This is a genomic window from Achromobacter agilis (assembly GCF_900496965.1).
Classification (GTDB): Bacteria; Pseudomonadota; Gammaproteobacteria; order Burkholderiales; family Burkholderiaceae_B; genus Achromobacter; species Achromobacter agilis.
Genome location: NZ_UFQB01000011.1, coordinates 109,398 through 129,410 on the forward strand (window position 1 = coordinate 109,398; position 20,013 = coordinate 129,410).

General features: G+C 67.0%; 18 protein-coding genes. 8 read left to right on the plus strand and 10 right to left on the minus strand.

The window, feature by feature from the left end; translation table 11 throughout:
- Positions 1 to 15 precede the first annotated feature (15 nt).
- Positions 16 to 408: a Cu(I)-responsive transcriptional regulator gene (gene cueR / locus AGI3411_RS14920; RefSeq protein ID WP_129528146.1), complete on the minus strand. Its 393-nt coding sequence runs from the start codon at positions 406 to 408 to the stop codon at positions 16 to 18.
- A 125-nt stretch (positions 409 to 533) separates the two neighbouring features.
- On the opposite strand from cueR, the gene AGI3411_RS14925 reads away from it, so the two are divergent.
- The 3 genes from AGI3411_RS14925 (at position 534) to AGI3411_RS14935 (ending at position 3,279) form a co-directional block, all read left to right on the plus strand.
- Positions 534 to 734, plus strand: a complete 201-nt coding sequence (locus AGI3411_RS14925) for a heavy-metal-associated domain-containing protein (protein WP_129528147.1) — start codon at positions 534 to 536, stop codon at positions 732 to 734.
- A 171-nt stretch (positions 735 to 905) separates the two neighbouring features.
- A complete protein-coding gene (locus tag AGI3411_RS14930; RefSeq protein ID WP_129528148.1) occupies positions 906 to 1,634 on the plus strand; it encodes a glutathione peroxidase in 729 nt (242 codons plus the stop codon).
- 208 nt (positions 1,635 to 1,842) lie between these two features.
- Positions 1,843 to 3,279, plus strand: a complete 1,437-nt coding sequence (locus AGI3411_RS14935; protein ID WP_129528149.1) for a dihydrolipoyl dehydrogenase — start codon at positions 1,843 to 1,845, stop codon at positions 3,277 to 3,279.
- 682 nt (positions 3,280 to 3,961) lie between these two features.
- On the opposite strand, the gene AGI3411_RS14940 is transcribed toward AGI3411_RS14935, so the two are convergent.
- The 3 genes from AGI3411_RS14940 to AGI3411_RS14950 are packed head-to-tail and all read right to left on the minus strand — an operon-like array spanning position 3,962 to position 6,954.
- Positions 3,962 to 4,852: a 23S rRNA (adenine(2030)-N(6))-methyltransferase RlmJ gene (locus AGI3411_RS14940; RefSeq protein ID WP_129528150.1), complete on the minus strand. Its 891-nt coding sequence runs from the start codon at positions 4,850 to 4,852 to the stop codon at positions 3,962 to 3,964.
- A gap of 12 nt (positions 4,853 to 4,864) precedes the next feature.
- Positions 4,865 to 5,614 carry a glycerophosphodiester phosphodiesterase gene (ugpQ, locus tag AGI3411_RS14945; RefSeq protein WP_129528151.1) on the minus strand — a complete coding sequence of 250 codons (750 nt, stop codon included), beginning with the start codon at positions 5,612 to 5,614 and terminating at the stop codon, positions 4,865 to 4,867.
- 47 nt (positions 5,615 to 5,661) lie between these two features.
- Complete coding sequence (locus tag AGI3411_RS14950) at positions 5,662 to 6,954, minus strand: M20/M25/M40 family metallo-hydrolase (protein WP_129528152.1); 1,293 nt, start codon at positions 6,952 to 6,954, stop codon at positions 5,662 to 5,664.
- A gap of 364 nt (positions 6,955 to 7,318) precedes the next feature.
- On the opposite strand from AGI3411_RS14950, the gene AGI3411_RS14955 reads away from it, so the two are divergent.
- Positions 7,319 to 9,280: a SurA N-terminal domain-containing protein gene (locus AGI3411_RS14955; protein ID WP_129528153.1), complete on the plus strand. Its 1,962-nt coding sequence runs from the start codon at positions 7,319 to 7,321 to the stop codon at positions 9,278 to 9,280.
- A gap of 41 nt (positions 9,281 to 9,321) precedes the next feature.
- Here the strand turns inward: AGI3411_RS14955 and AGI3411_RS14960 are convergent, their stop codons facing one another.
- The gene (locus AGI3411_RS14960) at positions 9,322 to 9,969 is read right to left on the minus strand and encodes an arylesterase (protein ID WP_129528154.1); all 648 of its coding nucleotides are present in this window, start codon (positions 9,967 to 9,969) and stop codon (positions 9,322 to 9,324) included.
- On the opposite strand from AGI3411_RS14960, the gene AGI3411_RS14965 reads away from it, so the two are divergent.
- Positions 9,968 to 10,660, plus strand: a complete 693-nt coding sequence (locus tag AGI3411_RS14965; protein WP_165359182.1) for an ABC transporter ATP-binding protein — start codon at positions 9,968 to 9,970, stop codon at positions 10,658 to 10,660. The genes AGI3411_RS14960 and AGI3411_RS14965 overlap by 2 nt on opposite strands.
- Positions 10,661 to 10,844: 184 nt before the next feature.
- Here the strand turns inward: AGI3411_RS14965 and AGI3411_RS14970 are convergent, their stop codons facing one another.
- Genes AGI3411_RS14970 through AGI3411_RS14980 form a run of 3 tightly spaced genes read right to left on the minus strand, consistent with a single transcriptional unit; the run spans position 10,845 to position 14,587 of the window.
- Positions 10,845 to 11,828, minus strand: a complete 984-nt coding sequence (locus tag AGI3411_RS14970) for an ABC transporter substrate-binding protein (protein ID WP_129528156.1) — start codon at positions 11,826 to 11,828, stop codon at positions 10,845 to 10,847.
- Between the two features lie 22 nt (positions 11,829 to 11,850).
- Entirely contained in the window at positions 11,851 to 13,497 is a 1,647-nt protein-coding gene (locus tag AGI3411_RS14975; RefSeq protein WP_129528157.1) for an ABC transporter permease, read from the minus strand.
- A 13-nt stretch (positions 13,498 to 13,510) separates the two neighbouring features.
- A complete protein-coding gene (locus AGI3411_RS14980) occupies positions 13,511 to 14,587 on the minus strand; it encodes an ABC transporter ATP-binding protein (protein WP_129528158.1) in 1,077 nt (358 codons plus the stop codon).
- 245 nt (positions 14,588 to 14,832) lie between these two features.
- Between AGI3411_RS14980 and AGI3411_RS14985 the strand changes: the two genes are divergently transcribed.
- On the plus strand, positions 14,833 to 15,741 hold the full coding sequence (locus AGI3411_RS14985; RefSeq protein WP_129528159.1) for a LysR substrate-binding domain-containing protein: 909 nt from the start codon (positions 14,833 to 14,835) through the stop codon (positions 15,739 to 15,741).
- Positions 15,742 to 15,755: 14 nt separating this feature from the next.
- Entirely contained in the window at positions 15,756 to 16,466 is a 711-nt protein-coding gene (gene serB, locus AGI3411_RS14990) for a phosphoserine phosphatase SerB (protein WP_129528160.1), read from the plus strand.
- A gap of 7 nt (positions 16,467 to 16,473) precedes the next feature.
- Here serB and fabV read toward each other — a convergent pair whose 3' ends face one another.
- The gene (gene fabV, locus AGI3411_RS14995) at positions 16,474 to 17,664 is read right to left on the minus strand and encodes an enoyl-ACP reductase FabV (RefSeq protein ID WP_129528161.1); all 1,191 of its coding nucleotides are present in this window, start codon (positions 17,662 to 17,664) and stop codon (positions 16,474 to 16,476) included.
- Positions 17,665 to 17,764: 100 nt separating this feature from the next.
- Complete coding sequence (locus AGI3411_RS15000) at positions 17,765 to 18,724, minus strand: DMT family transporter (protein WP_129528162.1); 960 nt, start codon at positions 18,722 to 18,724, stop codon at positions 17,765 to 17,767.
- Positions 18,725 to 18,810: 86 nt separating this feature from the next.
- Between AGI3411_RS15000 and AGI3411_RS15005 the strand changes: the two genes are divergently transcribed.
- Complete coding sequence (locus AGI3411_RS15005) at positions 18,811 to 19,713, plus strand: LysR family transcriptional regulator (protein WP_129528163.1); 903 nt, start codon at positions 18,811 to 18,813, stop codon at positions 19,711 to 19,713.
- The last annotated feature ends 300 nt before the right edge of the window (positions 19,714 to 20,013 follow it).

A 20,013-nucleotide genomic window follows, 5' to 3' on the forward strand; every position in this document is an offset into this window, starting at 1 on the left:
CGCTGGGGCGGCGCATCAGTGCGCCCGCTCCAGGCCCTCGAGAATAGGGCAGTCCGGCCTGTCGTCGCCGTGGCAATGATGTGCAAGGTGCTTGAGCGTGGCGGCCATGTCGCGCAGCGCCTCGGCCTTGCGCTCCAATTCCTGCACGTGTTCCAGCGCGATGCGCTTGACGTCGGCGCTGGCCCGGCTGCGGTCTTTCCAGAGCGCCAGCAGTTCGTTCATCTGTTCCACCGAGAAGCCCAGATCCCGCGCCCGGCGCACGAAGCGCAGCGTGTGCAGGTCATGGTCGCTGTAGACCCGATAGCCGGAATCCGTGCGCACGGCCGGCCCGATCAGGCCGATGCTTTCGTAATAGCGGATCATCTTGGCAGAAATGCCCGAGCTTTTCGCTGCCTGGCCGATATTCATCGCGCGACTCCTTTCGTTCCAATACCTCGATTCTACGCTTGACCTTGACATTGTTGGAAGGTTTAAGCTGTATTCACGATGGATGAAACACTGTCCGCCAACCTTGAATCCCTTTGGAGATAGACATGAGCATCGAGTTCCAAGTGCCTGACATGACCTGCGGCCATTGCGTCAAGACGATTACCGGCGCGGTGAACCAGGCCGCGCCCGGCGCGACCGTGACCGTGGACCTGCCGTCGCACCGCGTGACCGTGGCGGGCGCTGGCGAAGCCGACAAGATCGAGGCCGCGATCCGCGAGGCCGGGTACCAACCCGCGCGCGTGTAATCTCCCTGGCCGCCAGCCGCGCTATGATAGTTCGCGTCTGGCGGTTTATTTTTTATCATTGATTAAAGCTATCAATCAATTTAAATTATTAAATTTGATTAATTGATAGCCAGGATTTATCATTCTTTCCATGGTGGTTGAACGAAACCCCGCTACCCAAGGAGAGATTGAATGCTGCAAAACCGCGAAGGCCAACGTGTTCCGAACGTAACGTTCCCCGTCCGCCAGGACAACACCTGGAAGCAGGTCACCTCGGACGACCTGTTCAAGAACAAGACCGTCGTGGTCTTCTCGCTCCCCGGCGCCTTCACGCCGACCTGCTCGTCGACTCACCTGCCGCGCTACAACGAACTGGCGCCCGCTTTCTTCGAAGCCGGCGTGGACAGCATCGTGTGCGTGTCGGTGAACGACACCTTCGTCATGAACGAATGGGCAAAGGACCAGGAGTCCGCCAACATCACGCTGCTGCCTGACGGCAACGGCGAGTTCACCGAAGGCATGGGCATGCTGGTCGACAAGCGCGACCTGGGCTTCGGCAAGCGCAGCTGGCGCTATTCGATGCTGGTCAAGGACGGCGTCGTCCAGAAGATGTTCATCGAGCCGGAAAAGGAAGGCGATCCGTTCGAAGTGTCGGACGCCGACACCATGCTGGCCTACTTCGCCCCGTCGGCGAAGAAGCCTGACCAGGTCGTCGTGTTCTCCAAACCGGGCTGCCCGTTCTGCGTCGAAGCCAAGGCGCTGCTGGAAGGCAAGGGCTATGCCCCGATCGAGATCCCGCTGGAAAACAAGGTCCGCGGCCGCGTGATCGGCGCCGTGTCCGGCAAGGGCACCGCCCCGCAGGTGTTCATCAACGGCTCGCTGATCGGCGGCCTGGAAGATCTGAAGGCGCACTTCGCCTAAGCGCCTGACAGGGCAGGGGCGCCAGCCCCTGCCTGCCGGCCGGGCCGCTCAGGCGGTCCGGCGCGGGCAACCCCGCGAGTTTCCCTTGTTCCGCATCTTTGCGCGGCCCCTGAAGGCGCCGCGGGACGGCGTTCGTCCGGAGGGTGCGCAACAAGGCGGAATGCGCCTTGCCAATCCTGCTCCACGCCACACCGGGAGATACCAAGACATGAAGACTCTGCACACCGATATCGCCATCATCGGCGCCGGCACCGCCGGCCTGGCCGCCTATCGCGCCGCGAAGGCCGCGGGCAAGCGCGCGCTGATGATCGAAGGCGGCCCTTATGGCACGACTTGCGCCCGCGTGGGCTGCATGCCGTCCAAACTGCTGATCGCCGCTGCCGAGGCTGCCCATGGCGCCGCGCATACGGACGCGTTCGGCGTGCATGTCGGCGGAGACATCACCGTGGACGGCGTCGAGGTCATGGACCGGGTCAAGCGGGAGCGCGACCGTTTCGTGGGCTTCGTGCTGGAGGGTGTCGAGAACATTCCGGCCGAGGACAAGCTGCGCGGCCATGCCCGCTTCGTGTCCGACACGGTGCTGCGCGTCGACGAGCATACCGAGGTGCATGCCGCGCGTATTGTCATCGCGACGGGGTCGCGTCCCTCGGTGCCGCCGCCGTTCCGCGCGCTGGGCGACCGGCTGGTGGTGAACGACGATGTGTTCGAATGGAATGACCTGCCGCGCCGCGTGGCGGTGTTCGGCCCCGGCGTCATCGGCCTGGAGCTGGGCCAGGCGCTGGCGCGGCTGGGCGTGGACGTGCGCGTGTTCGGCGTCAGCGGCAGCCTGGGCGGCATCAGCGATCCGCAGGTCCGCCAGACCGCGCGCAAAATATTCCAGCGCGAGTTCTATCTGGACCCGGATGCCCGTGTGCTGGAAACCGCCCGCGTGGGCGACGAAGTGGAAGTGCGCTACGTGACGCTGGATAACAGCGAACGCACCGAGCGCTTCGATTACGCGCTGGTCGCCACGGGCCGCCGCGCCAACGTGGACGGGCTGGGGCTGGAGAACACCTCGCTGGCGCTGAACGCGCAGGGTGTGCCCGTGTTCGACCGCGAAACCATGCAGGCCGGCGATTCGCCGATCTTCATCGCGGGTGACGCCAATGCGGACGCGCCGCTGCTGCACGAGGCGGCCGACGAAGGCCGCATCGCCGGCGAGAACGCGGCTCGCTATCCGGAAGTGCGCCGGGGCCTGCGCCGTGCGCCCCTGGCCGTGGTGTTCTCGGACCCGCAGATCGCGCTGGCCGGCGCCGGCCACGGACGGCTGATCCCGGGCACCTTCGTGACCGGAGAGGTGGATTTCAGCGACCAGGGGCGTTCGCGGGTCATGCTGAAGAACCGCGGCATGCTGCATGTTTACGCGGACATCGAGACGGGGCGCTTCCTGGGCGCGGAAATGGTCGGCCCGAGCGCCGAGCACATCGGCCACCTGCTGGCGTGGGCGGTACAGCAGGAGCTGACCGTGGCGCGCATGCTGGAAATGCCGTTCTATCACCCCGTGATCGAAGAGGGCCTGCGCACCGCGCTGCGCGACGCCGCGGCCAGGCTGGCCAGGGCGCAAGAGGCGCTGCGTCGCGAAGAGCCTGAAAGCGAACTGGTGTGATCCGGCGGGGAGCCAGACTCAGTGCCTGACACCCCTACGAGAGGCACATCATGTTGCCCCGGCGCCGCGCGGGTGTCTGCACCTGCGAGCCAGTGTCTGACACCCGGCTAGATCGTCTCCGCCTGTAGCGGCATACCGTAAGGGTGTCAGACACTTGTATCCGGCGGGGAGCCAGACTCAGTGTCTGACACCCCTACGAGAAGCACATCATGTTGCCCCGGCGCCGCGCGGGTGTCTGACACCCGCGAGCCAGTGTCTGACACCCGGCTAGACCGTCTCCGCCTGTGGCGGCATGCCGTAAGGGTGTCAGACACTTGTATCCGGCGGGGAGCCAGACTCAGTGTCTGACACCCCTACGAGAAGTACGTCATGTTGCCCCGGCGCCGCGCGGGTGTCTGACACCCGCGAGCCAGTGTCTGACACCCGGCTAGACCGTCTCCGCCTGTAGCGGCATGCCGTAAGGGTGTCAGACACTTGTATCCGGCGGGGGCCTGACTCAGTGTCTGACACCCCTACGAGAAGTACGTCATGTTGCCCCGGCGCCGCGCGGGTGTCTGACACCCGCGAGCCAGTGTCTGACAGCCGACAAGTCCGTCTCCGCCTGTAGCGGCATGCCGTAAGGGTGTCAGACACGAGAAGTACGGATGCCGTAAGGGTGTCAGACACTTGCCGCCGGCAAGACTTATTCGTCCGATTGCTTCTTGGGAACGGGGAAGGGGTTCTCGCGGTATTGCAGCGTGAACCCCGCCCGCTCGTCTTGCCCGAGCGTGCGCGCCAGATAAGGCATGGCGGGCTTCAAGGCATCGTGCAGCGTCCAGGGCGGATTGATCAGGAACATGCCGCTGCCATGCAGGCCGTAGCCGTCGATGGTTGCCTTCTTGACCGTGAGGGTGGCGTGCAGCCAGCTCTTGACCTTGAGGTTCTCGAAATGGCGCGCCATTTCGCTGGCCTCGCGGCGCTGCACCAGCGGATACCAGACGGCGATGGTGCCGGTGGCGAAACGCTTGATGCATTCCTTGACGGTGATGAGCGTGCGGCGGTAGTCGTTCTTGTCTTCGTAGGAGGGGTCGATCAGCACCATGCCGCGGCGCGTAGGCGGCGGCAGCAGCGCCTTGACGCCCTCGAAGCCGTCGTCGCCGTAGATCGTGGTCTGCCGCAGCGCGGCGCGGCCCTGGTGTTCCAGGTTGGAGACCAGCGTGTCGATCTCGGTGGGGTGCATTTCGAACAGGCGCAGACGGTCCGAAGGACGCATGGCGTCCAGCGCCAGCCAGGGCGAACCGGGGTAGCGCTTCAGGCGGCCGTTGGTGTTGTAGCCACGGATGCGGGCCACGTACTCCGCCAGCAGCGGCGGCAGGTCTTCGGCTTCCCAGAGGCGGCCGATGCCATCCGCGAATTCCGAGGTCTTGGATGCCCAGTCGCTGTCCAGGCTGTAGAGCCCGGCGCCCGCGTGGGTGTCGACGACCCAATAGGGGGCGTCCTTTTTGTTGAAGTAATCCAGCGTGTGGACCAGGATGGCGTGCTTGAGCACGTCGGCGTGGTTGCCGGCGTGGAAGGCGTGACGGTAACTGAACACGGGCGCTCTGCCTCAGGCGGCCGGCCGGATGGCGGCCAGCTCGTCGGTGAAAATGCCGTCAATGCCCCAGTCGAGCAGCAGGCGCGCGCGTTCCGGGTCGTTGACGGTCCAGGCCGCGATCCGGTAGCCGGCGGCATGCACGGCGTCGATCAGTTCGCGGGTGGCGTCCTTCTGATTGATGTTCAGCGCTACGCACTCGTACTTGGCCAGCCGCTCGCGCCAGTCGGCGGGAACTTTCTCCACCAGCAGGGCGCGGGGCAACTCGGGCGCGGCTTCCCGCGCGGCCTGCAGCGCTTCCTCGGCGAACGAGGACAGCAGCGGGGGCGTAGCGGCGCCTTGCCAGAATTGGCGGGCGGCCAGCGCCGTGGCGCGGCCGGTTTCGGCTTCCCGGCCGGGGCAGGGCTTGATCTCGACGTTGCTGGCGATGCCGTTGGCGACCGTATAGCGGGCGACGGCGGCGAACGTGGGCAGCGGTTCTCCGGCATAGGCGGCCGAATGCCAACTGCCGAAGTCCAGCTGCGCCAGTTCCGAGTAGGTCTTGGATGCGGCTGGGCCCTTGCCGTTGGAGGTGCGGTCCACGTTGTCGTCGTGCATCAGCACCAGCACATTGTCGCTGCTCAGTTTGACGTCGTACTCGAACATCGTGAAACCGTGCTCGGCGCCGACGCGCATGGCGGCCAGCGTGTTCTCCGGTGCCAGCCGGCCGCCGCCGCGATGGGCGATGTAACGGGGGTAAGGCCAGGAGGGGAGTGTTGCGCTCATGTGGGTGTTGCAATCAGGTTCTTTTGGACAGGGTTGCAAGGATACTCCTACTTCATGGGGGCCTTGCCCTGCGACACGTCCATGATCATCCGCGCCGCCAGGTACAGGCGCGGCACGATGCTGTTGATCTGGACGTACTCGGCGTCGTTCGAATGGGCGCCGAAGCCGCTCAGGCCCATGCCTTCGATCACGGGGCCGCGCGCTTTCAGGGAGGCGAAGGCGGCATCGGTGCCGCCGCCGCTGGCGCGATCCACGACTTTCAGGGGCAGATCGAGCTCCTGGTAGATCTGCACCCCGTGCTGGGCCAGCGCGCGGGAGGCGGGCGTGGCTTCCAGCGGCGGACGGCGGATCTCGAATTTCACGCTGACTTTGGATTCGGGCAGCAGTTTCTTCTGGATGCCTTCTTCCAGGCTGCGCGACAGCGCGTCGAAGTCGGACACGCGCAGCGCGCGGGCATCGGCCTGCGCGGTGGCCAGGCCCGGAATGACGTTGCGGTTGGTGCCGGCCTGGGCCACGGTCCAGTTCAGCTTCAACCCGGCTTCCGGCTTGGACAGCTTGTCCAGCTGCAGCAATTGGTGCGCCAGCTCGTAAAGCGCGTTGACGCCGCCTTCGGGGCGGGCGCCCGCATGGGAGGTCTTGCCCTGCACGGTCAGGTAGGCCGCGCCGATGCCGCTGGTGGCGAGCGTCAGGCGGGCTTGGGCGCCGCCGCCCTCGAACGAGAAGACGGCATCCTGGTCCGCGCCCAGCCGGGTAATGGTGCTGCGCGCGCCGGGCGAGCTGATCTCCTCGTCGCCGTTGATCAGCACGGTGAGGGTGCCGTAATCGGCGAAGCCCACTTTCTGCAGCAGGGCGATCGTATGGAGAATCATCGCGACGCCGTGCTTGTCGTCGGCGATGCCCAGCCCGTAGGCCTTGTCGCCGTCGACGCGGAAGGGCTGGTCCTTCAGCATGCCGTTGCGGTAGACGGTATCCATATGGGCGATCAGCATGATCTTTTTGTCGCCCTTGCCCTTGAACTCGGCATGGACCATGGGCCCGACCTTCTCGGGCGTATCGTCCAGCCTGAAAACGTCGGTGGCCGGGATGATCTCGGCAGCGCCGCCCAGCGCCTTGAGGCGGTCGCGGATCAGTCCGGCGATGCGTTCCACGCCTTCGACGTCCTTGCTGCCGGACTCGATGCCTACCAGGTCGCGCATGGTGTCCAGCATGCCTTGCTGCTGCGCCTGGGCGGCGTCATGGATGGCGGCGACCGGCGCGGCCAGCGCGGCATGGGCGCCGCCCAGGAAGGCAAGCGCGATACCGGCTCGGAGGACCTGCAGGCGGGGGGAGGGGAAGGGCATCGGCGGAGACCTCTTTGCGTGCTTGGATGGGGCCCTTGGGCAGGGCGGTATCGGGCAAACCCTGATCAACGACGATACGGGGCGCGCCGGGCGCCGGAAATGGTGATTCCCCGGGTTGACGGCGCCTGAATTCCGTGCCGCCGCGGCTCCGTCCCGCCGGGGATGGCGGGCCCGCGCGGGGCGTCATCCCCGGTCTGCGGCCCCGAAGCGCCGCGGGAGCTCCCGGACGAATGAGAAATGCTAAAATCCGCCCGCTGACCCGGTAATGACCGGTATGGGAATAGGGCGAATCGGGTTCGCCTTTTTTTATGCGTTTTCGTGCGGCTCCGGGCGGATACCCCTGGGGCGCGGCAACAGGGATTCCATGTTCGAATTTATTCGCAGCCATCGGCGCTGGATGCAGCTCATTCTGCTGCTTCTGATCGTGCCGTCCTTCTTCCTCGTCGGGATTCAAGGCTATGACAGCTTCATGCGAGCCGAGCCGGAACTGGCCACGGTCGCCGGGCAGCCGGTTTCGCGCGCCGAATTTGATCAGGCGCACCGCAACCAGCTCGAGCAGTTCCGCCAACGGCTGGGCGCGCAGTTCGACCCGGCCGTGATCGACACGCCGGCGCTGCGCGAAGGCCTGCTGAACCAGCTGATCAACCAACGCCTGCTGGCCAACGTCGCCATCGACAACCGCTTCTCGGTGTCCGATGAAACGCTGCGCAATACCATCGCCGCGATTCCGGAAGTCCAGGACAATGGCCGCTTCTCGCCCGAACGCTATCGCCAGGTGCTGGCCGCGCAGGGCATGTCGCCCACGTCGTTCGAAGCCGGCCTGCGCCGCGATCTGGCAGTGGCCCGCGTGCTGGAGCCCGTCGGGCAGTCGGCCCGCGCGCCGGCAGAGGTCGTCGCCTCGCTCGAAACCGCGCTGACCCAGATGCGCACGGTCCAGCTGCGCCGCTTCGCTGCCGCGGACTACCGCTCGCAGGTCACCGTCACCCCGGCCGACATCCAGTCCTGGTACGACGCCAACAAGCAGCAGCTGCAGGTCCCCGAGCAGGTGCAGGTTCAGTACGTCGTGCTGGATGAAGCCGCCGCCACGCAGGGCGTGCAGGTCAAGGACGAGGACCTCGCCGCCTATTACGAGCAGAACAAGAACCGCTTCGGCCAGCCCGAGCGCCGCCGTGCCAGCCACATCATGATCGAGCTGGCTCCCGGCGCCTCGGAAGAGGCTCGCAAGGCCGCCCGCGTCAAGGCCGAAGACCTGGCCCGGCAGGCCGCCGCCGATCCGGCGCAGTTCGCCGAGCTGGCGCGCAAGAATTCGCAGGATGCCGGTTCGGCCGCCAATGGCGGCGACCTGGGCTGGCTGGCTCCCGGCATGCTGTCCGGTCCGCTGGAGAAGGCCATTTTCGGCCAGGCCAAGGACCAGGTGTCGGGCGTGATCGAAAGCCCGTCCGGCCTGCACATCGTCAAAGTTACCGAGATCCAGCCCGCCGCCGTCAAGCCGCTGGCCGAGGTCAAGGACCAGATCACCGGCGAAGTCCGTAAGCAGATCGCCGCCGTGCGTTTCTCGGAAATGGCCAGCACGCTGAACAAGCAGGTCTATGACCAGCGCGACAGCCTGCAGCCCGCGGCCGACGCGGTCGGCCTGAAGCTGCGCACCGCGTCCGGCGTGACCCGCGAAGGCCTGCTGCCCGCCGACAAGGCCGGCCCGGGCTCGGCCGCCGACAGCCCCGACGCCGCGCTGCTGGACAACCCCCGCGTGCGCCAGGTGCTGTTCTCGCCCGACGTGCTGCGCGAAAAGCTGAATTCCGGCGTGATCGAACTGTCGCCCGACACCATGCTGGCCGTGCGCGTCGCCGCTGTCGAGCCGGCGCACGTGCCGCCCCTGGACAAGGTCACCGAGTCGATCCGCGCCAGGCTGCAGGACGAGCGCTCGGCGGAAGCCGCCAAGCAGGCCGGCGAGGCCGCGCTGGCCGCGGACAAGGCCAACCCGGCTGCCGCGCCGGAAGGTTTCGCCGCGCCGCTGACCGTGTCGCGCCAGGATCCCAACGAACTGCCGCGCCCGGTGCTGGACGCCGTGATGCGCCTGCCGGCCGGCACGCTGCCCGCCTATACGGGCGTGCAGTCGGGCGCTGATTACACGCTGGTGCGCCTGGAGAAGGTCGAGGCCGGCAAGGTCGATCCGGCCGACAAGGAACGCCTGGCGCAGCAGTTGTCGGGCGCCTGGGGACAGGCCGAGAACGAAGCGATGATCCGCATGCTGCGCGAAGAGTACAAAGTGCAGGTGCTGCCTGCCGCCGCCGAGGTCATTCGCGGCGATCAGCCGGCCGCCGGCTGATCCTCAGGGCCCGCGGGGCGCCCTTGGGCGCCCGCCGGGCCCTAGTCCAGCAGTGGCCGTAGCGTCGGCCACACGTTGTCCAGCAATTTGGGCTGGGCATCCTCATTCGGATGGATGCCGTCGGCCTGGAACATCGCCCGGTTCGTTGCGATACCTTCCATCAGGAAGGGCACGAGCCGGGCGTTTTCGTCTTTGGCGACCGTGGGGAACACCTGCGCGAAGCGCTGGGTGTAGTCCCGGCCGTAGTTGGGCGGGATCTGCATGCCCACGATCAGGACCGTGGCATCGGCCTTGCGGGCGGCCTGCGCCATGGTGCGCAGGTTTTGCTCCGTCATGCTGAGCGACAGCCCGCGCAGTGCGTCGTTCGAGCCCAGCTCCAACACCACTATGGCCGGCGCGTGCTGACGCAGCAGCGCGGGCAGGCGGGCGACGCCGCCGCTGGTCGTGTCGCCGCTGATGCTGGCATTGACGACGCGATAGTTGGGGTATTGTTCGGACACGCGGGCCGATAGCAGCGGCACCCAGCCGGTGCCGCGCTTGATGCCATATTCGGCGGACAGGCTGTCGCCCAGGACCAGCACGGTGCGCGGCGCGGAACCCTGGGCCGCCGCGGCGGTCTGAGCGTGGGCGGGCGCCACGATGGCGGCCGCCAGGGCGGATACGAGAAGCAGACGGGAAAATAGGCGCATGGATAGCAAGAATTCGATCGAGGTGAAAGGGCTGGGCAAGCGGGTGGCCGATGCCGGCGGGACGCTGTCTATCCTGGAAGGGATTGATTTTACGGTCGAGGCCGGCAGCGCGGTGGCCATCACCGGCAGCTCCGGTTCGGGCAAGTCCACCTTGCTGGGACTGCTGGCGGGGCTGGATGTTCCCAGCACGGGCAGTGTGCGCCTGGCCGGGCAGGACCTGTTCTCGCTGGACGAGGACGGCCGCGCGCGCCTGCGCGCCAACCATGTGGGATTCGTGTTCCAGTCCTTTCAGCTATTGCCTAACCTGACTGCGCTGGAAAACGTGATGCTGCCGCTGGAACTCGCCGGCCAATCGGCGCGCGAGGCGGCACAGGCCATGCTGGAGCGCGTGGGGCTGGGCGCCCGCCTGCATCATTATCCGCGCACCCTGTCGGGCGGGGAGCAACAGCGCGTGTCGCTCGCGCGCGCCTTCGTGGTGCAGCCGGACCTGCTGTTCGCCGACGAGCCCACCGGCAGCCTGGACGCGGCCACGGGCGTGACCGTCATCGACCTGATGTTCGATCTGCACCGCGAGCACGGCACGACGCTGGTCCTCGTGACCCACGATCCCCAGCTGGCCGCCCGTTGCGGGCGCCAACTGGTGCTCGCCGCCGGCCGGATGGTCAACGGCGCCCAAACCCATTTGGAATAACCCCCGCAAGAATGGCCGGCCCGCCGCCGGGCCGCCCCAAGGCGGGCCAGCCCCCGTGGGGGGCAGCAAGCATGCGTAGCATGCGCAGCGTGGGGGCCTCCACATAGCCGGCCCGCCCCAAGGCGGGCCAGCCCCGCTCGCGGGCAGCAAGCCCGCGCAGCGGGCGCGGCGTGGGGGGCAACCCCTATTTTGCCTTGGCGACCGCCTGATTCCAGGCCGCCACCACCGCTTCGTACTCGTTGGCCGCGGCTTCCTGGCTGACGGGGAAGATCTTGATGGTCTTCAGGTCGGGCAGGGTGGTCAGGCTGGCCACCGCCACATCCGTGCGCGTCGGGCGGCGGAAATTCTTCACCAGCTGGGCCTCCTGCGACTCCTTGCTCAGCAGGCCGTCGTAGAGCGCGCGGGCGGCGTCCTGGTTCTTCGCGCCCTTGATGATGAACATGCCTTCGGGCGCCAGATAGCTGCCCTCGGACGGATACACCAGCTTGATTTCCTTCTGGCCGCCCGCCACGTATTCCTGCGCGGCGTATTCCAGCGTCATGCCCACGGCGTACTCGCCCGCCGCCACGCCCTTGTAGGTGGTGCCGGACGAGGCGGTGACGACGGCGTTCGCCGCGATCTTGTCCAGGCCGGCCTGGCCGAACTGCTTGTACAGGCCGTATACCAGCATGTAGGCCGTGCCGCTCTTGGACGGATCGGTGATCGCGAACTTGTTCTTCCATTGCGGTTGCATCAGGTCGGACCACGTAGCGGGGGCGGGCAGGCCCTTGAGCTGGCGTTCGTTGACCATCATCACCATGACGTGCACGTTCGTGCCTACCCACAGGTCGTCCGGGCCGCGGAACTCGGCCGGGATCTTGTCCAGGTCGGCGGGGCGGTAGGGCTGCAGGTGCTGGCGGTAGGCGCCCAGCGTGCCGAAGCCGCCGCTCCAGAACAGGTCGCCGCGCGGGTTCTGCGATTCGGCCTCGATGCGCTTCATCATCGTGCCGGTGCCGCCCGTGACGGGCTGGACGTTCAGCTTGGGCGCATGCTTCTTCACTGCTTCCAGCGCGGTTTCGATCGTCTCCGTGTTGTTGGACGAATAGAGCACGACGTTCTGGGCGTGGGCGACGCCCGTTGCCAGGGCCGCGGCCAGGACACTGTACTGAAGGAGGTGCTTGAGTTGCATGGGTAGCCTCTGTGCGAGTGGGTTATTTGCCGGAGAACAGCTTGATGCGGAACGCCTTGACCGACACGATGATGGGCAGCACGATCACCGTGACCAGCGCCGCGCCGTAGGCCGACGCCATGCCCAGCCTGCCGCCGTCCACCTGTCGGAAGATGGCGATGGGCATCGTCTCCAGGCCGCCGCTGTAGGCGACGATGGAGGCCGACAGCTCGGAGATCGTCGTCAGCCACATCAGGATGGCGGCCGAGATGATCGATGCCTTCATGGCGGGCAGGACCACCTTGAAGAAGGTCATGAGCGGGGATACGCCCAGGCTGATCGAGGCTTCCTCGATCGACTCGGGAATGTTGAACAGCATCGACGAGGCGTTGCGCACTGCGAAGGGCAGGCGCCGCACCGTGTAGCACAGGACCATGATGCCGGACGTGCCCGCCAGCACCAGCCAGCCGGTATTGAAGGTCTGCACCAGGGCGATGCCCAGCACCGTGCCGGAGATCGTCAGGGGCAGCACCACGATGTAGTCCAGCACCTGCGTTGAGGCGCTGCGCTTCTTGATGGTCAGGTAGCTGGCCAGTACCGCGAAGGCAACGCCCAGTACAGTGGCCAGCGACGCGAACTTCAGCGAATTCAGGATGGGCTCCGGCGCCCCGTGCACCGCGCGCTGCATGCTCGCCAGGGACCATTGGCCCCATTGCATGACCGGCCCGCTGGTCTTGGTGAACGCCGCGATGAAGACGACGATGAGCGGCAGCAGGGAAATGGCGATCACCAGGCCGACGCCGCTGGTGTAGAGCAGCGCGGTCCAGGACCGCACGCGCGTGGCGGCGGGCGCGCGGCCCTGCGTCATTGTGTAGACCTTGCGTTCGACCACGCGCTTCTGGAAGAACAGCACGATGGCGACGATGGCGATGGACACCACGGACATCGCGCTCTGCAGCGTCGGGCTGCCGCCCATCTCGCTGACGAAGGTGTTGTACGTCATGACCGACAACAGCGGCACGCGGCTGCCCAGCAGCATCGCCAGCGCGAAATTGCCCACCACCAGCGTGAAGACGACCAGGGCGTTGACGAGCACCGCGGGCAGCAGTACCGGCACCAGGACGCGCAGCTTGGTCAGGAAGGGGGGCGTTCCCAGGCTCAGGCCCGCTTCCTCGAGCTGCCCGTCGAAGCCGCGCAGGGCGGCCAGCACGCCCAGGTAGATGTAGGTGTAGTAGACCAGCGTCATGGAGAACACCATGCCCGTCCAGCCGTAGAACGACGGCAGCGAGATGCCGGCATCGCCCAGCAGGTTCGTCAGGATGCCGTTGTTGCCCAGGATCAGCAGCCAGGACTGGCCCACGATGATCTCGGGAATCACGATGGTCAGCACCGGCAGGATGGCCACCAGGTTCTTCAGCGGGAAGTCGTAGCGCGCCACCATGTAGGCGAATGGCACGCCCACCAGCACCGTGCAGGTAGTGACGGCCAGGCCCAGGATCAGCGTGTTGCCGAACGCCTCCACGTATTGCGAGTCGGCCAGCAGGGCGCGGAACCCTTCCAGCGAGAAACCGCCGTCCTGCCCCGTGATGCTGTTGCCGAACAGGACACCCAGGGGATAGAGCACGAAGAACAGCAGCAGGGCCAGGCTGATCGCGGTCAGGACGCCCCAGGGCCACCATTGGATTTTCATGGCGTGCGCGTCCTCAGGCGTTGACGACGCGGCTGTCGGCGGGGATCAGGACCTGCACGGCCTCGCCCGGCTGGAACTGCGCCACCATGTTGCCGGCATGCAGCTCGACGCGGATTTCGGCGCCGTTCGAGAGGGCGATCCGGTAGGCGGTCTTGAAGCCCAGGTACTGCCGCCGCAGCACCTTGCCCGGCAGCGTATTGGGCACGTAGGGCGTGGGCGCCATCAGGGCGAGCTCTTCCGGCCGCGCAATCAGCACGCCGTTCTGGTCCAGTTGCGCGCTGCCTTGCATGCCGTCGAAACCCAGGCCGCAGAGTTCATAGCGGACGTGGCCCGCCGGTGCGCCCGCCTGGCCGTTGCGGGCCGGAACGGGGATCACGTTGGCCGACCCGATAAAGTCCGCCACGTAGGCATTGACCGGCGTGCCATAGAGTTCCTCGGGCGTGCCCAGCTGGGCGATATTGCCGTGGTCCATGATGGCGATGCGGTCCGACATCGCCAGCGCTTCTTCCTGGTCGTGCGTGACGAATACCGTGGTGATGCCGGCTTCGCGGACCAGGTCCAGGATCACGTCGCGCATCTGCAGGCGCATTTTGGCGTCGAGGTTGGACAGGGGCTCGTCCATCAGCAGCACGCGCGGACGGATCACCAGCGCGCGCGCCAGGGCCACGCGCTGGCGCTGTCCACCGCTCATCTGCGCGGGGTAGCGGTCGGCCAGCGCCAGCAGGCCCACCTTGTCCAGCGCCTCGTTGGCGCGCCGCGTGATCTCGGCCCGCGCCACGCCGCGGGCGCGCAGGCCATAGGCCACGTTGTCGAAGGCGCTCTTGTCGGGGAAGAGGGCGTAGTCCTGGAACACCATGCCGATATCGCGGCGGTGCGCGGACACGTGGGTCACGTCGTCCTGGTCGAATAGCAGGCGGCCGCCATCGGGCGCGTAGAAACCTGCAATGCAGCGCAGCAACGTGGTCTTGCCGCAGCCGCTGGGGCCCAGCAGCGTATAGAACGCGCCGTCCGGAATGTGCAGGGAAAGATTGCGCAGCACTTGCTGGCCGCCGAAGGTCTTGACGATCCCGTCTACCGTGATTGATGCCATGTTGGGTTCCTGCCTGATGTTGTCGGCATCATAGGAACGGGCCCGCCCGGCGACCAGCAGTGTTTTTTAAGGCATGGCGTTAGATTTTCTAAGAGGTCGGCGGGCCGCCGATCCCCTAGAATGCGGCTGGATATGGCGCGCGGCTTCCGGGCGGCGCGCCGACAATAAATAGACGACAAGGGTAAACGTGGGAAAGAGCAGCACAGCGTGGCGCCAGGCTGGCGCCCGGGCGGCCTTCAACTGAGATGGCGGGGCCCAGCCTGCCGCCGCTGAAGGCCTTGCGTGTGTTCGAAGCCGCGGCGCGCCTGCGCAGTTTCACCGCGGCCGCCGACGAACTGAGCATCACGCACAGCGCGGTCAGCCAGCAGATCCGCATCCTCGAAGAGTATGTGGGGCAGCCCCTGTTCGCGCGCGAGGCGCGCGGCGTCGCGCTGCTGCCTTGCGCACAGGCGTATTTCCCCGAGGTCCAGGCCAGCCTGGAACGCATCGCGGCGGCCACCTCCAAGCTGAAATCGCCCGCGTACGGCGGCGTGCTGCGCGTGTGCGCCACGCCGTCCCTGACCATGAAATGGCTGATCCCGCGCCTGTCGGCCTTCCAGGAGCGGCATCCGGGCATCGACGTGCAACTGACCACGCAGGGCCGGCCGTTCCTGGACCGGGGCGGCGACGCCGGCAGCGACGTGCTGATCCGCCACGGCTACATGGCGCATTCGGAGCTTGCCTGCGTGCATTGCCTGGATGACTTCCACGTGCCGGTGGCATCGCCGCGCTTCATCGAGCGCAACCGGCTGGCCGCGCCCGCCGACTGCCTGGGGCATCCGCTGCTGAAGATATCCGGCGGCATGGACCACTGGCCGCGCTGGTTCGCGCTGGCTAAAGTGGACGTGCCGGCGCAGCTGCCCGGCCCGGTCTTTGACCATCAATTCCTGTGCATGCAGGCCGCCATGAACGACCTGGGCATTGCGCTGGCCCCTTGGTGCCTGCTGGACGACGACATCCGCGCCGACCGGCTGCGCCCGCTGTTCGCGGAGCCACAGCTGCCCAACGCCGGCATCCACGCGCTGTACCGGCCGGACGGCCCGGCCGCGGCTTCGGCGCAATTGTTCATAGACTGGCTCTGCGCCCAAGGGCGCGACCTTTCCCAACCCGGATAGACAAGGACCTTCCCATGCTGTTGCCCACGACGACCCCCGGCCTGCACTGGCGCGGCATCGAGCCGCCGCTCGCGCTGTCCGGCTACAAGCTCATCGCATTCGATATGGACTCCACGCTGATCTCGATCGAGACGCTGGACGAGATGGCGGACCTGATGGGCAAGAAGGCCGAAGTGGCGGCGCTGACCGAGGCCGCCATGCGCGGCGAAATCGTGGACTACAAGCAGAGCCTGCGGGAACGGGTGGCGCTCCTGGCCGGGATGCCGGAGGCCGCGCTGGACGAGGTCTACCAGGAACGGCTGCGCATCAATCCCGGCGCCGAGACGCTGATCGCGGCCTGCAAGGCCGCCGGCCTAACTTGCCTGCTGGTGACGGGCGGGTTCACCTGCTTCACGGACCGCCTGCGGGTGCGGCTGGGCCTGGACGACGTGCGCGCCAACGTATTGGAGGTGCGCGACGGCCGGCTGACGGGCCGGTTGCTGCCGCAGCCGTGGGGCGACATCTGCGACGGCGAGGAAAAGCGCCGCAAGCTGCTGGAAGTGTGCGCGGCCCTGGGAGTGGGGCCGGAGCGCGCCATCGCCGTGGGCGACGGCGCCAACGATCTGCCGATGATGCGCGCCGCCGGCCTGTCGGTGGGCTACCGGGCCAAGCCGGCCGTGCGCCAGGAAGTGAATGTGGCGATCGACGAAGGGGGCTTGGACCGGCTGCTGGAACTGCTGGCGTAACGCGGCCCTAGACCAGGCCGCGGATTTCCACCGAGGGGTCGACGTCGGCCTCGTAGTCCACGCCGTCGATGTCGAAACCGAACAGGCGCAGGAACTCCTGCTTGTAGCCGGCGAAGTCGGTCAGCTGGTAGACGTTTTCGCTCGAGACCTGGCCCCACAGCGCCTGTACGCGGGCCTGCACCTCGGGGTCGAGCTCCTTGCGGTCCGCGCGCAGGCGGCCTTCCTCGTCCAGGATCGGCGCCGGGCCGCAAAGGCTGTCGCGGTACAGGCCGTAAACCTGTTCGATACAGCCTTCGTGCGTGCCTTGCTCTTTCATGACCTTGAAAAGCAGCGACAGGTACAGCGGCATCATCGGGATCGCCGAACTGGCTTGCGTCACCACGGCCTTCAGCACGGACACGCGGGCGTCGCCGCCGCGGGCGGCGAGCTTGGCGCGGATGTCCAGCACCTTCTGGTCCAGGTCCTTCTTGGCCGCGCCGATCGAGCCGTTCCAGTAGATGTCGTGGGTGATCTTCTCGCCCAGGTAGGTGAACGCCGTGGTGGTGGCGCCTTCGGCCAGCACGCCGGCCTCCAGCAGCGCGTCGATCCACATTTGCCAATCCTCGCCGCCCATGACCGCGACGGTGGCGTCGATCTCGGCCTGCGTGGCGGGTTCCAGCACGGATTCCTTGACGACTTCGCGGTCGGTATCCAGGCCGCGCAGGCTGACCGCGCCGCCGATCGGCTTGAGCGTGGAGTTGAAGATTTCCCCGGTCTTCGGATGCGTGCGGCGCGGCGCGGCCAGGCTGTAGACCACCTGGTCGACCTGGCCCAGGTCGCGTTTGATGGCCTCGATGGTTTTCTGCTTGATCTCGTCCGAGAAGGCGTCGCCATTAATGCTCGTGGCGTACAGACCTTCAGCCTGCGCCTGCTCGTGGAAGGCGGCGGTGTTGTACCAGCCCGCCGTGCCCGGCTTGCCGCCCTCGGGGGCGCGTTCGAAGAACACGCCCAGGGTCTGCGCGCCACAGGCGAACGCGGCGCTGATGCGCGCCGCAAGGCCGTAGCCGGTGGAAGCGCCGAGCACCAGGACGCGCTTGGGCCCGCCGGCTATCGGCCCTTGCGCCTTGACGTAGTCGATCTGATTCTTGACGTTGGCGGCGCAGCCGACGGGGTGGGTGGTGACGCAGATGAAGCCGCGCACACGGGGCTTGATGATCATGAGGGCCTCGATTCGGGGGATGCCGGGGAGGGGCGCTTGCCGCAAAGCGCGGGAGCGACCCGCATTGTACGGGAGGCGCCCGGGGGCGCCTCTGGTCCGGTCAACGGGCGCCCGCGTCCGCCAGGGGCGCCGCCGGGGCGCGGCTGCGGCGCCATTCCACCGCGCCGATGCAGATGCCGCTGGCGCAGATGATGGCGATGCCGAGCCAGGTCAGCGCGTCGGGGAAATGGCCCCAGACCAGCCAGCCGACCGAGGTGGCGCTGATGATCTGCAAGTAGATGAAGGGAGCCAGCGTGGAGGCGGGGGCCCGGCGATAGGCCGCAATCTGGAACAGATGGCCCAGGCCGCCCGTGATGCCGGTGGAAATCAGCAGCGCCCAGTCCAGCGGCGACAGCGCCTGCAGCACGGGCAGGGCGGGCGGCAGGATGAAGGGCAGGGTAAGCGTCAGTAAGGCGGTGCCCACCGCGCCGCTCCAGATCAGCGAGGTGAATGGATCGTCGCCGGCGACGCGGCGCGTGGCGATGAACTGCACGGCGAAGCAACAGGCGGTGATCAGGCCGAAGATCGTGCCGACGGGATGCAGGCCGCCGCCCGGCCGGATCACGATGACGACCCCGATGAAGGCGACCCCGGCGGCGATGAAGCGAGACAGGCGCGCGGGTTCCTTCAGGATCCAGGGCGCGGCGGACAGCACCAGGAGCGGCGCCAGGAAATTGATGGCGGTGGCTTCGGCCTGCGGAATGTAGCTCAGGGTCGTGAAGAACATCAGCGTGGCCAGGAACATCGAGCCGCCGCGGATGATCTGTTCGCGCGGCTTGTTGCTGCGCAATATGCGCAGCCCGCGCATGGGAAGCACCAAGGCCAGCACCAGCAGCAGATGCACCGCGTAACGGAACCACGACAGCACCAGGAGCGGTACGCCCGCACTCATGACCCATTTGCCGCTGGCATCCAGACAGGACAGGGTCCACATCGAGAGCACCAGCAGCAGCACCCCGAGCATCGGGCCGCGTGCGGCGGGCGCGCCAAAGCGCGGACGACCGTTATCGGCCGGGGTCATCGGAAAACTCCTTATTTTGGGGCCCTGTTCCTGGGTACCGGCGGGCGGCTGACATGATACGCTCATCGCGCCGGGGGAACAGGGCCATGATCGAATTACGCAACATCGAAACTTTTTTCTGGGTCGCCACGCTGGGCAGCTTCCGCGCCGCGTCGGAAAAGCTCAACACCACGCAGCCCGCGGTATCGCAGCGCATCGCCTCGCTCGAGGCCGATCTGGGCGTGCGCCTCTTCGAGCGCGACGCGCGCGGGGTCAAGCTGACCGGCAAAGGGCACGAACTGCTGTCGCACGCCGAGCGCATGCTGCAGGTGCGGCGCGACATGTTCGAGGCCGCGCGCGAACAGAACGTCATGACAGGCACTGTGCGCATCGGCGTGGCCGAGACCATCGTGCAGACCTGGCTGCCCACGCTGATCGAACTGATCCACACGACGTATCCGGCGCTGGTGCTGGAGATCGAAGTGGACACCACCCACGTGCTGCGCTCGCACCTGATGTCGCGCCAGATCGATCTGGCCTTCCTGATGGGTCCGGTGCTGGAGGCCCGGGTCGAGAACCTGCCCCTGTGCACCTATCCGCTTGCCTGGGTAGCCAGCCCGGTGCTGGACCTGGGACCTGAGCCGCTTACCCTGGAGCGGATCGGCAAGCTGCCCATCATCACGTATCCGTCCAACAGCGCGCCTTACCGCGTCGTGCGCGACATGCTGACCCGGGCCGGGGTGAGCGCGCCGCGTATGTACGGCAGCGCGTCGATGTCGATGGTGGTGCGCATGACCCAGGACGGGATTGGCACCAGCGTCATCGCGCCCGTGTTCCTGGGCAAGGAGCTGGCGCGGGGCGAACTGCGCATCCTGAGGGTAGAGGCGGACCCGTTGCCGGAGCTGAGTTTCACGGCGACCTGGGTGCAGGGGCCCGACAGCCACGCCGTGCGCCTGATTGCGCAAATGGCGCAGAAGGTGGCCGCCCAGGCTGGGGACGGCACGCCCTGAGGTGGCCGAACGCGCTTCGCCGGGGGGATATGCTCCTAGGTGTTTTCCCCAGCAGACAGTGTCCCTTTTTTTATTTCCGGAGATCCGGGAGCCCTGCGGCGGGCCGCACAGTTGCCCGCAAAGCCGCGCCGCCGCGTCGTTTGGCGAAAACGACACGCGCCGGGCCGGCGAGACCCAAGAAATATTTATACCCCCGTATCGCAACATACGATTGGACGCCCCAGGGCCCGGACGATGCAATGGCGGCGCGTCAACAACGATCGCCGCCGGGCTCCTGACTTCCCGATAAGCCATCCGCGC

What these genes read in the sequence shown, in the direction of transcription:
- AGI3411_RS14925 (WP_129528147.1), top strand. Translation starts at nt 534, where the DNA reads ATGAGCATCGAGTTCCAAGTGCCTGACATGACCTGCGGCCATTGCGTC.
- AGI3411_RS14935 (WP_129528149.1), top strand. Translation starts at nt 1,843, where the DNA reads ATGAAGACTCTGCACACCGATATCGCCATCATCGGCGCCGGCACCGCC.
- AGI3411_RS14985 (WP_129528159.1), top strand. Translation starts at nt 14,833, where the DNA reads ATGGCGGGGCCCAGCCTGCCGCCGCTGAAGGCCTTGCGTGTGTTCGAA.
- serB (WP_129528160.1), top strand. Translation starts at nt 15,756, where the DNA reads ATGCTGTTGCCCACGACGACCCCCGGCCTGCACTGGCGCGGCATCGAG.
- fabV (WP_129528161.1), bottom strand. Translation starts at nt 17,664, where the DNA reads ATGATCATCAAGCCCCGTGTGCGCGGCTTCATCTGCGTCACCACCCAC.
- AGI3411_RS14955 (WP_129528153.1), top strand. Translation starts at nt 7,319, where the DNA reads ATGTTCGAATTTATTCGCAGCCATCGGCGCTGGATGCAGCTCATTCTG.
- AGI3411_RS14970 (WP_129528156.1), bottom strand. Translation starts at nt 11,828, where the DNA reads ATGCAACTCAAGCACCTCCTTCAGTACAGTGTCCTGGCCGCGGCCCTG.
- cueR (WP_129528146.1), bottom strand. Translation starts at nt 408, where the DNA reads ATGAATATCGGCCAGGCAGCGAAAAGCTCGGGCATTTCTGCCAAGATG.
- AGI3411_RS14950 (WP_129528152.1), bottom strand. Translation starts at nt 6,954, where the DNA reads ATGCCCTTCCCCTCCCCCCGCCTGCAGGTCCTCCGAGCCGGTATCGCG.
- AGI3411_RS15005 (WP_129528163.1), top strand. Translation starts at nt 18,811, where the DNA reads ATGATCGAATTACGCAACATCGAAACTTTTTTCTGGGTCGCCACGCTG.
- AGI3411_RS15000 (WP_129528162.1), bottom strand. Translation starts at nt 18,724, where the DNA reads ATGACCCCGGCCGATAACGGTCGTCCGCGCTTTGGCGCGCCCGCCGCA.
- ugpQ (WP_129528151.1), bottom strand. Translation starts at nt 5,614, where the DNA reads ATGAGCGCAACACTCCCCTCCTGGCCTTACCCCCGTTACATCGCCCAT.
- AGI3411_RS14960 (WP_129528154.1), bottom strand. Translation starts at nt 9,969, where the DNA reads ATGCGCCTATTTTCCCGTCTGCTTCTCGTATCCGCCCTGGCGGCCGCC.
- AGI3411_RS14980 (WP_129528158.1), bottom strand. Translation starts at nt 14,587, where the DNA reads ATGGCATCAATCACGGTAGACGGGATCGTCAAGACCTTCGGCGGCCAG.
- AGI3411_RS14965 (WP_165359182.1), top strand. Translation starts at nt 9,968, where the DNA reads ATGGATAGCAAGAATTCGATCGAGGTGAAAGGGCTGGGCAAGCGGGTG.
- AGI3411_RS14930 (WP_129528148.1), top strand. Translation starts at nt 906, where the DNA reads ATGCTGCAAAACCGCGAAGGCCAACGTGTTCCGAACGTAACGTTCCCC.
- AGI3411_RS14975 (WP_129528157.1), bottom strand. Translation starts at nt 13,497, where the DNA reads ATGAAAATCCAATGGTGGCCCTGGGGCGTCCTGACCGCGATCAGCCTG.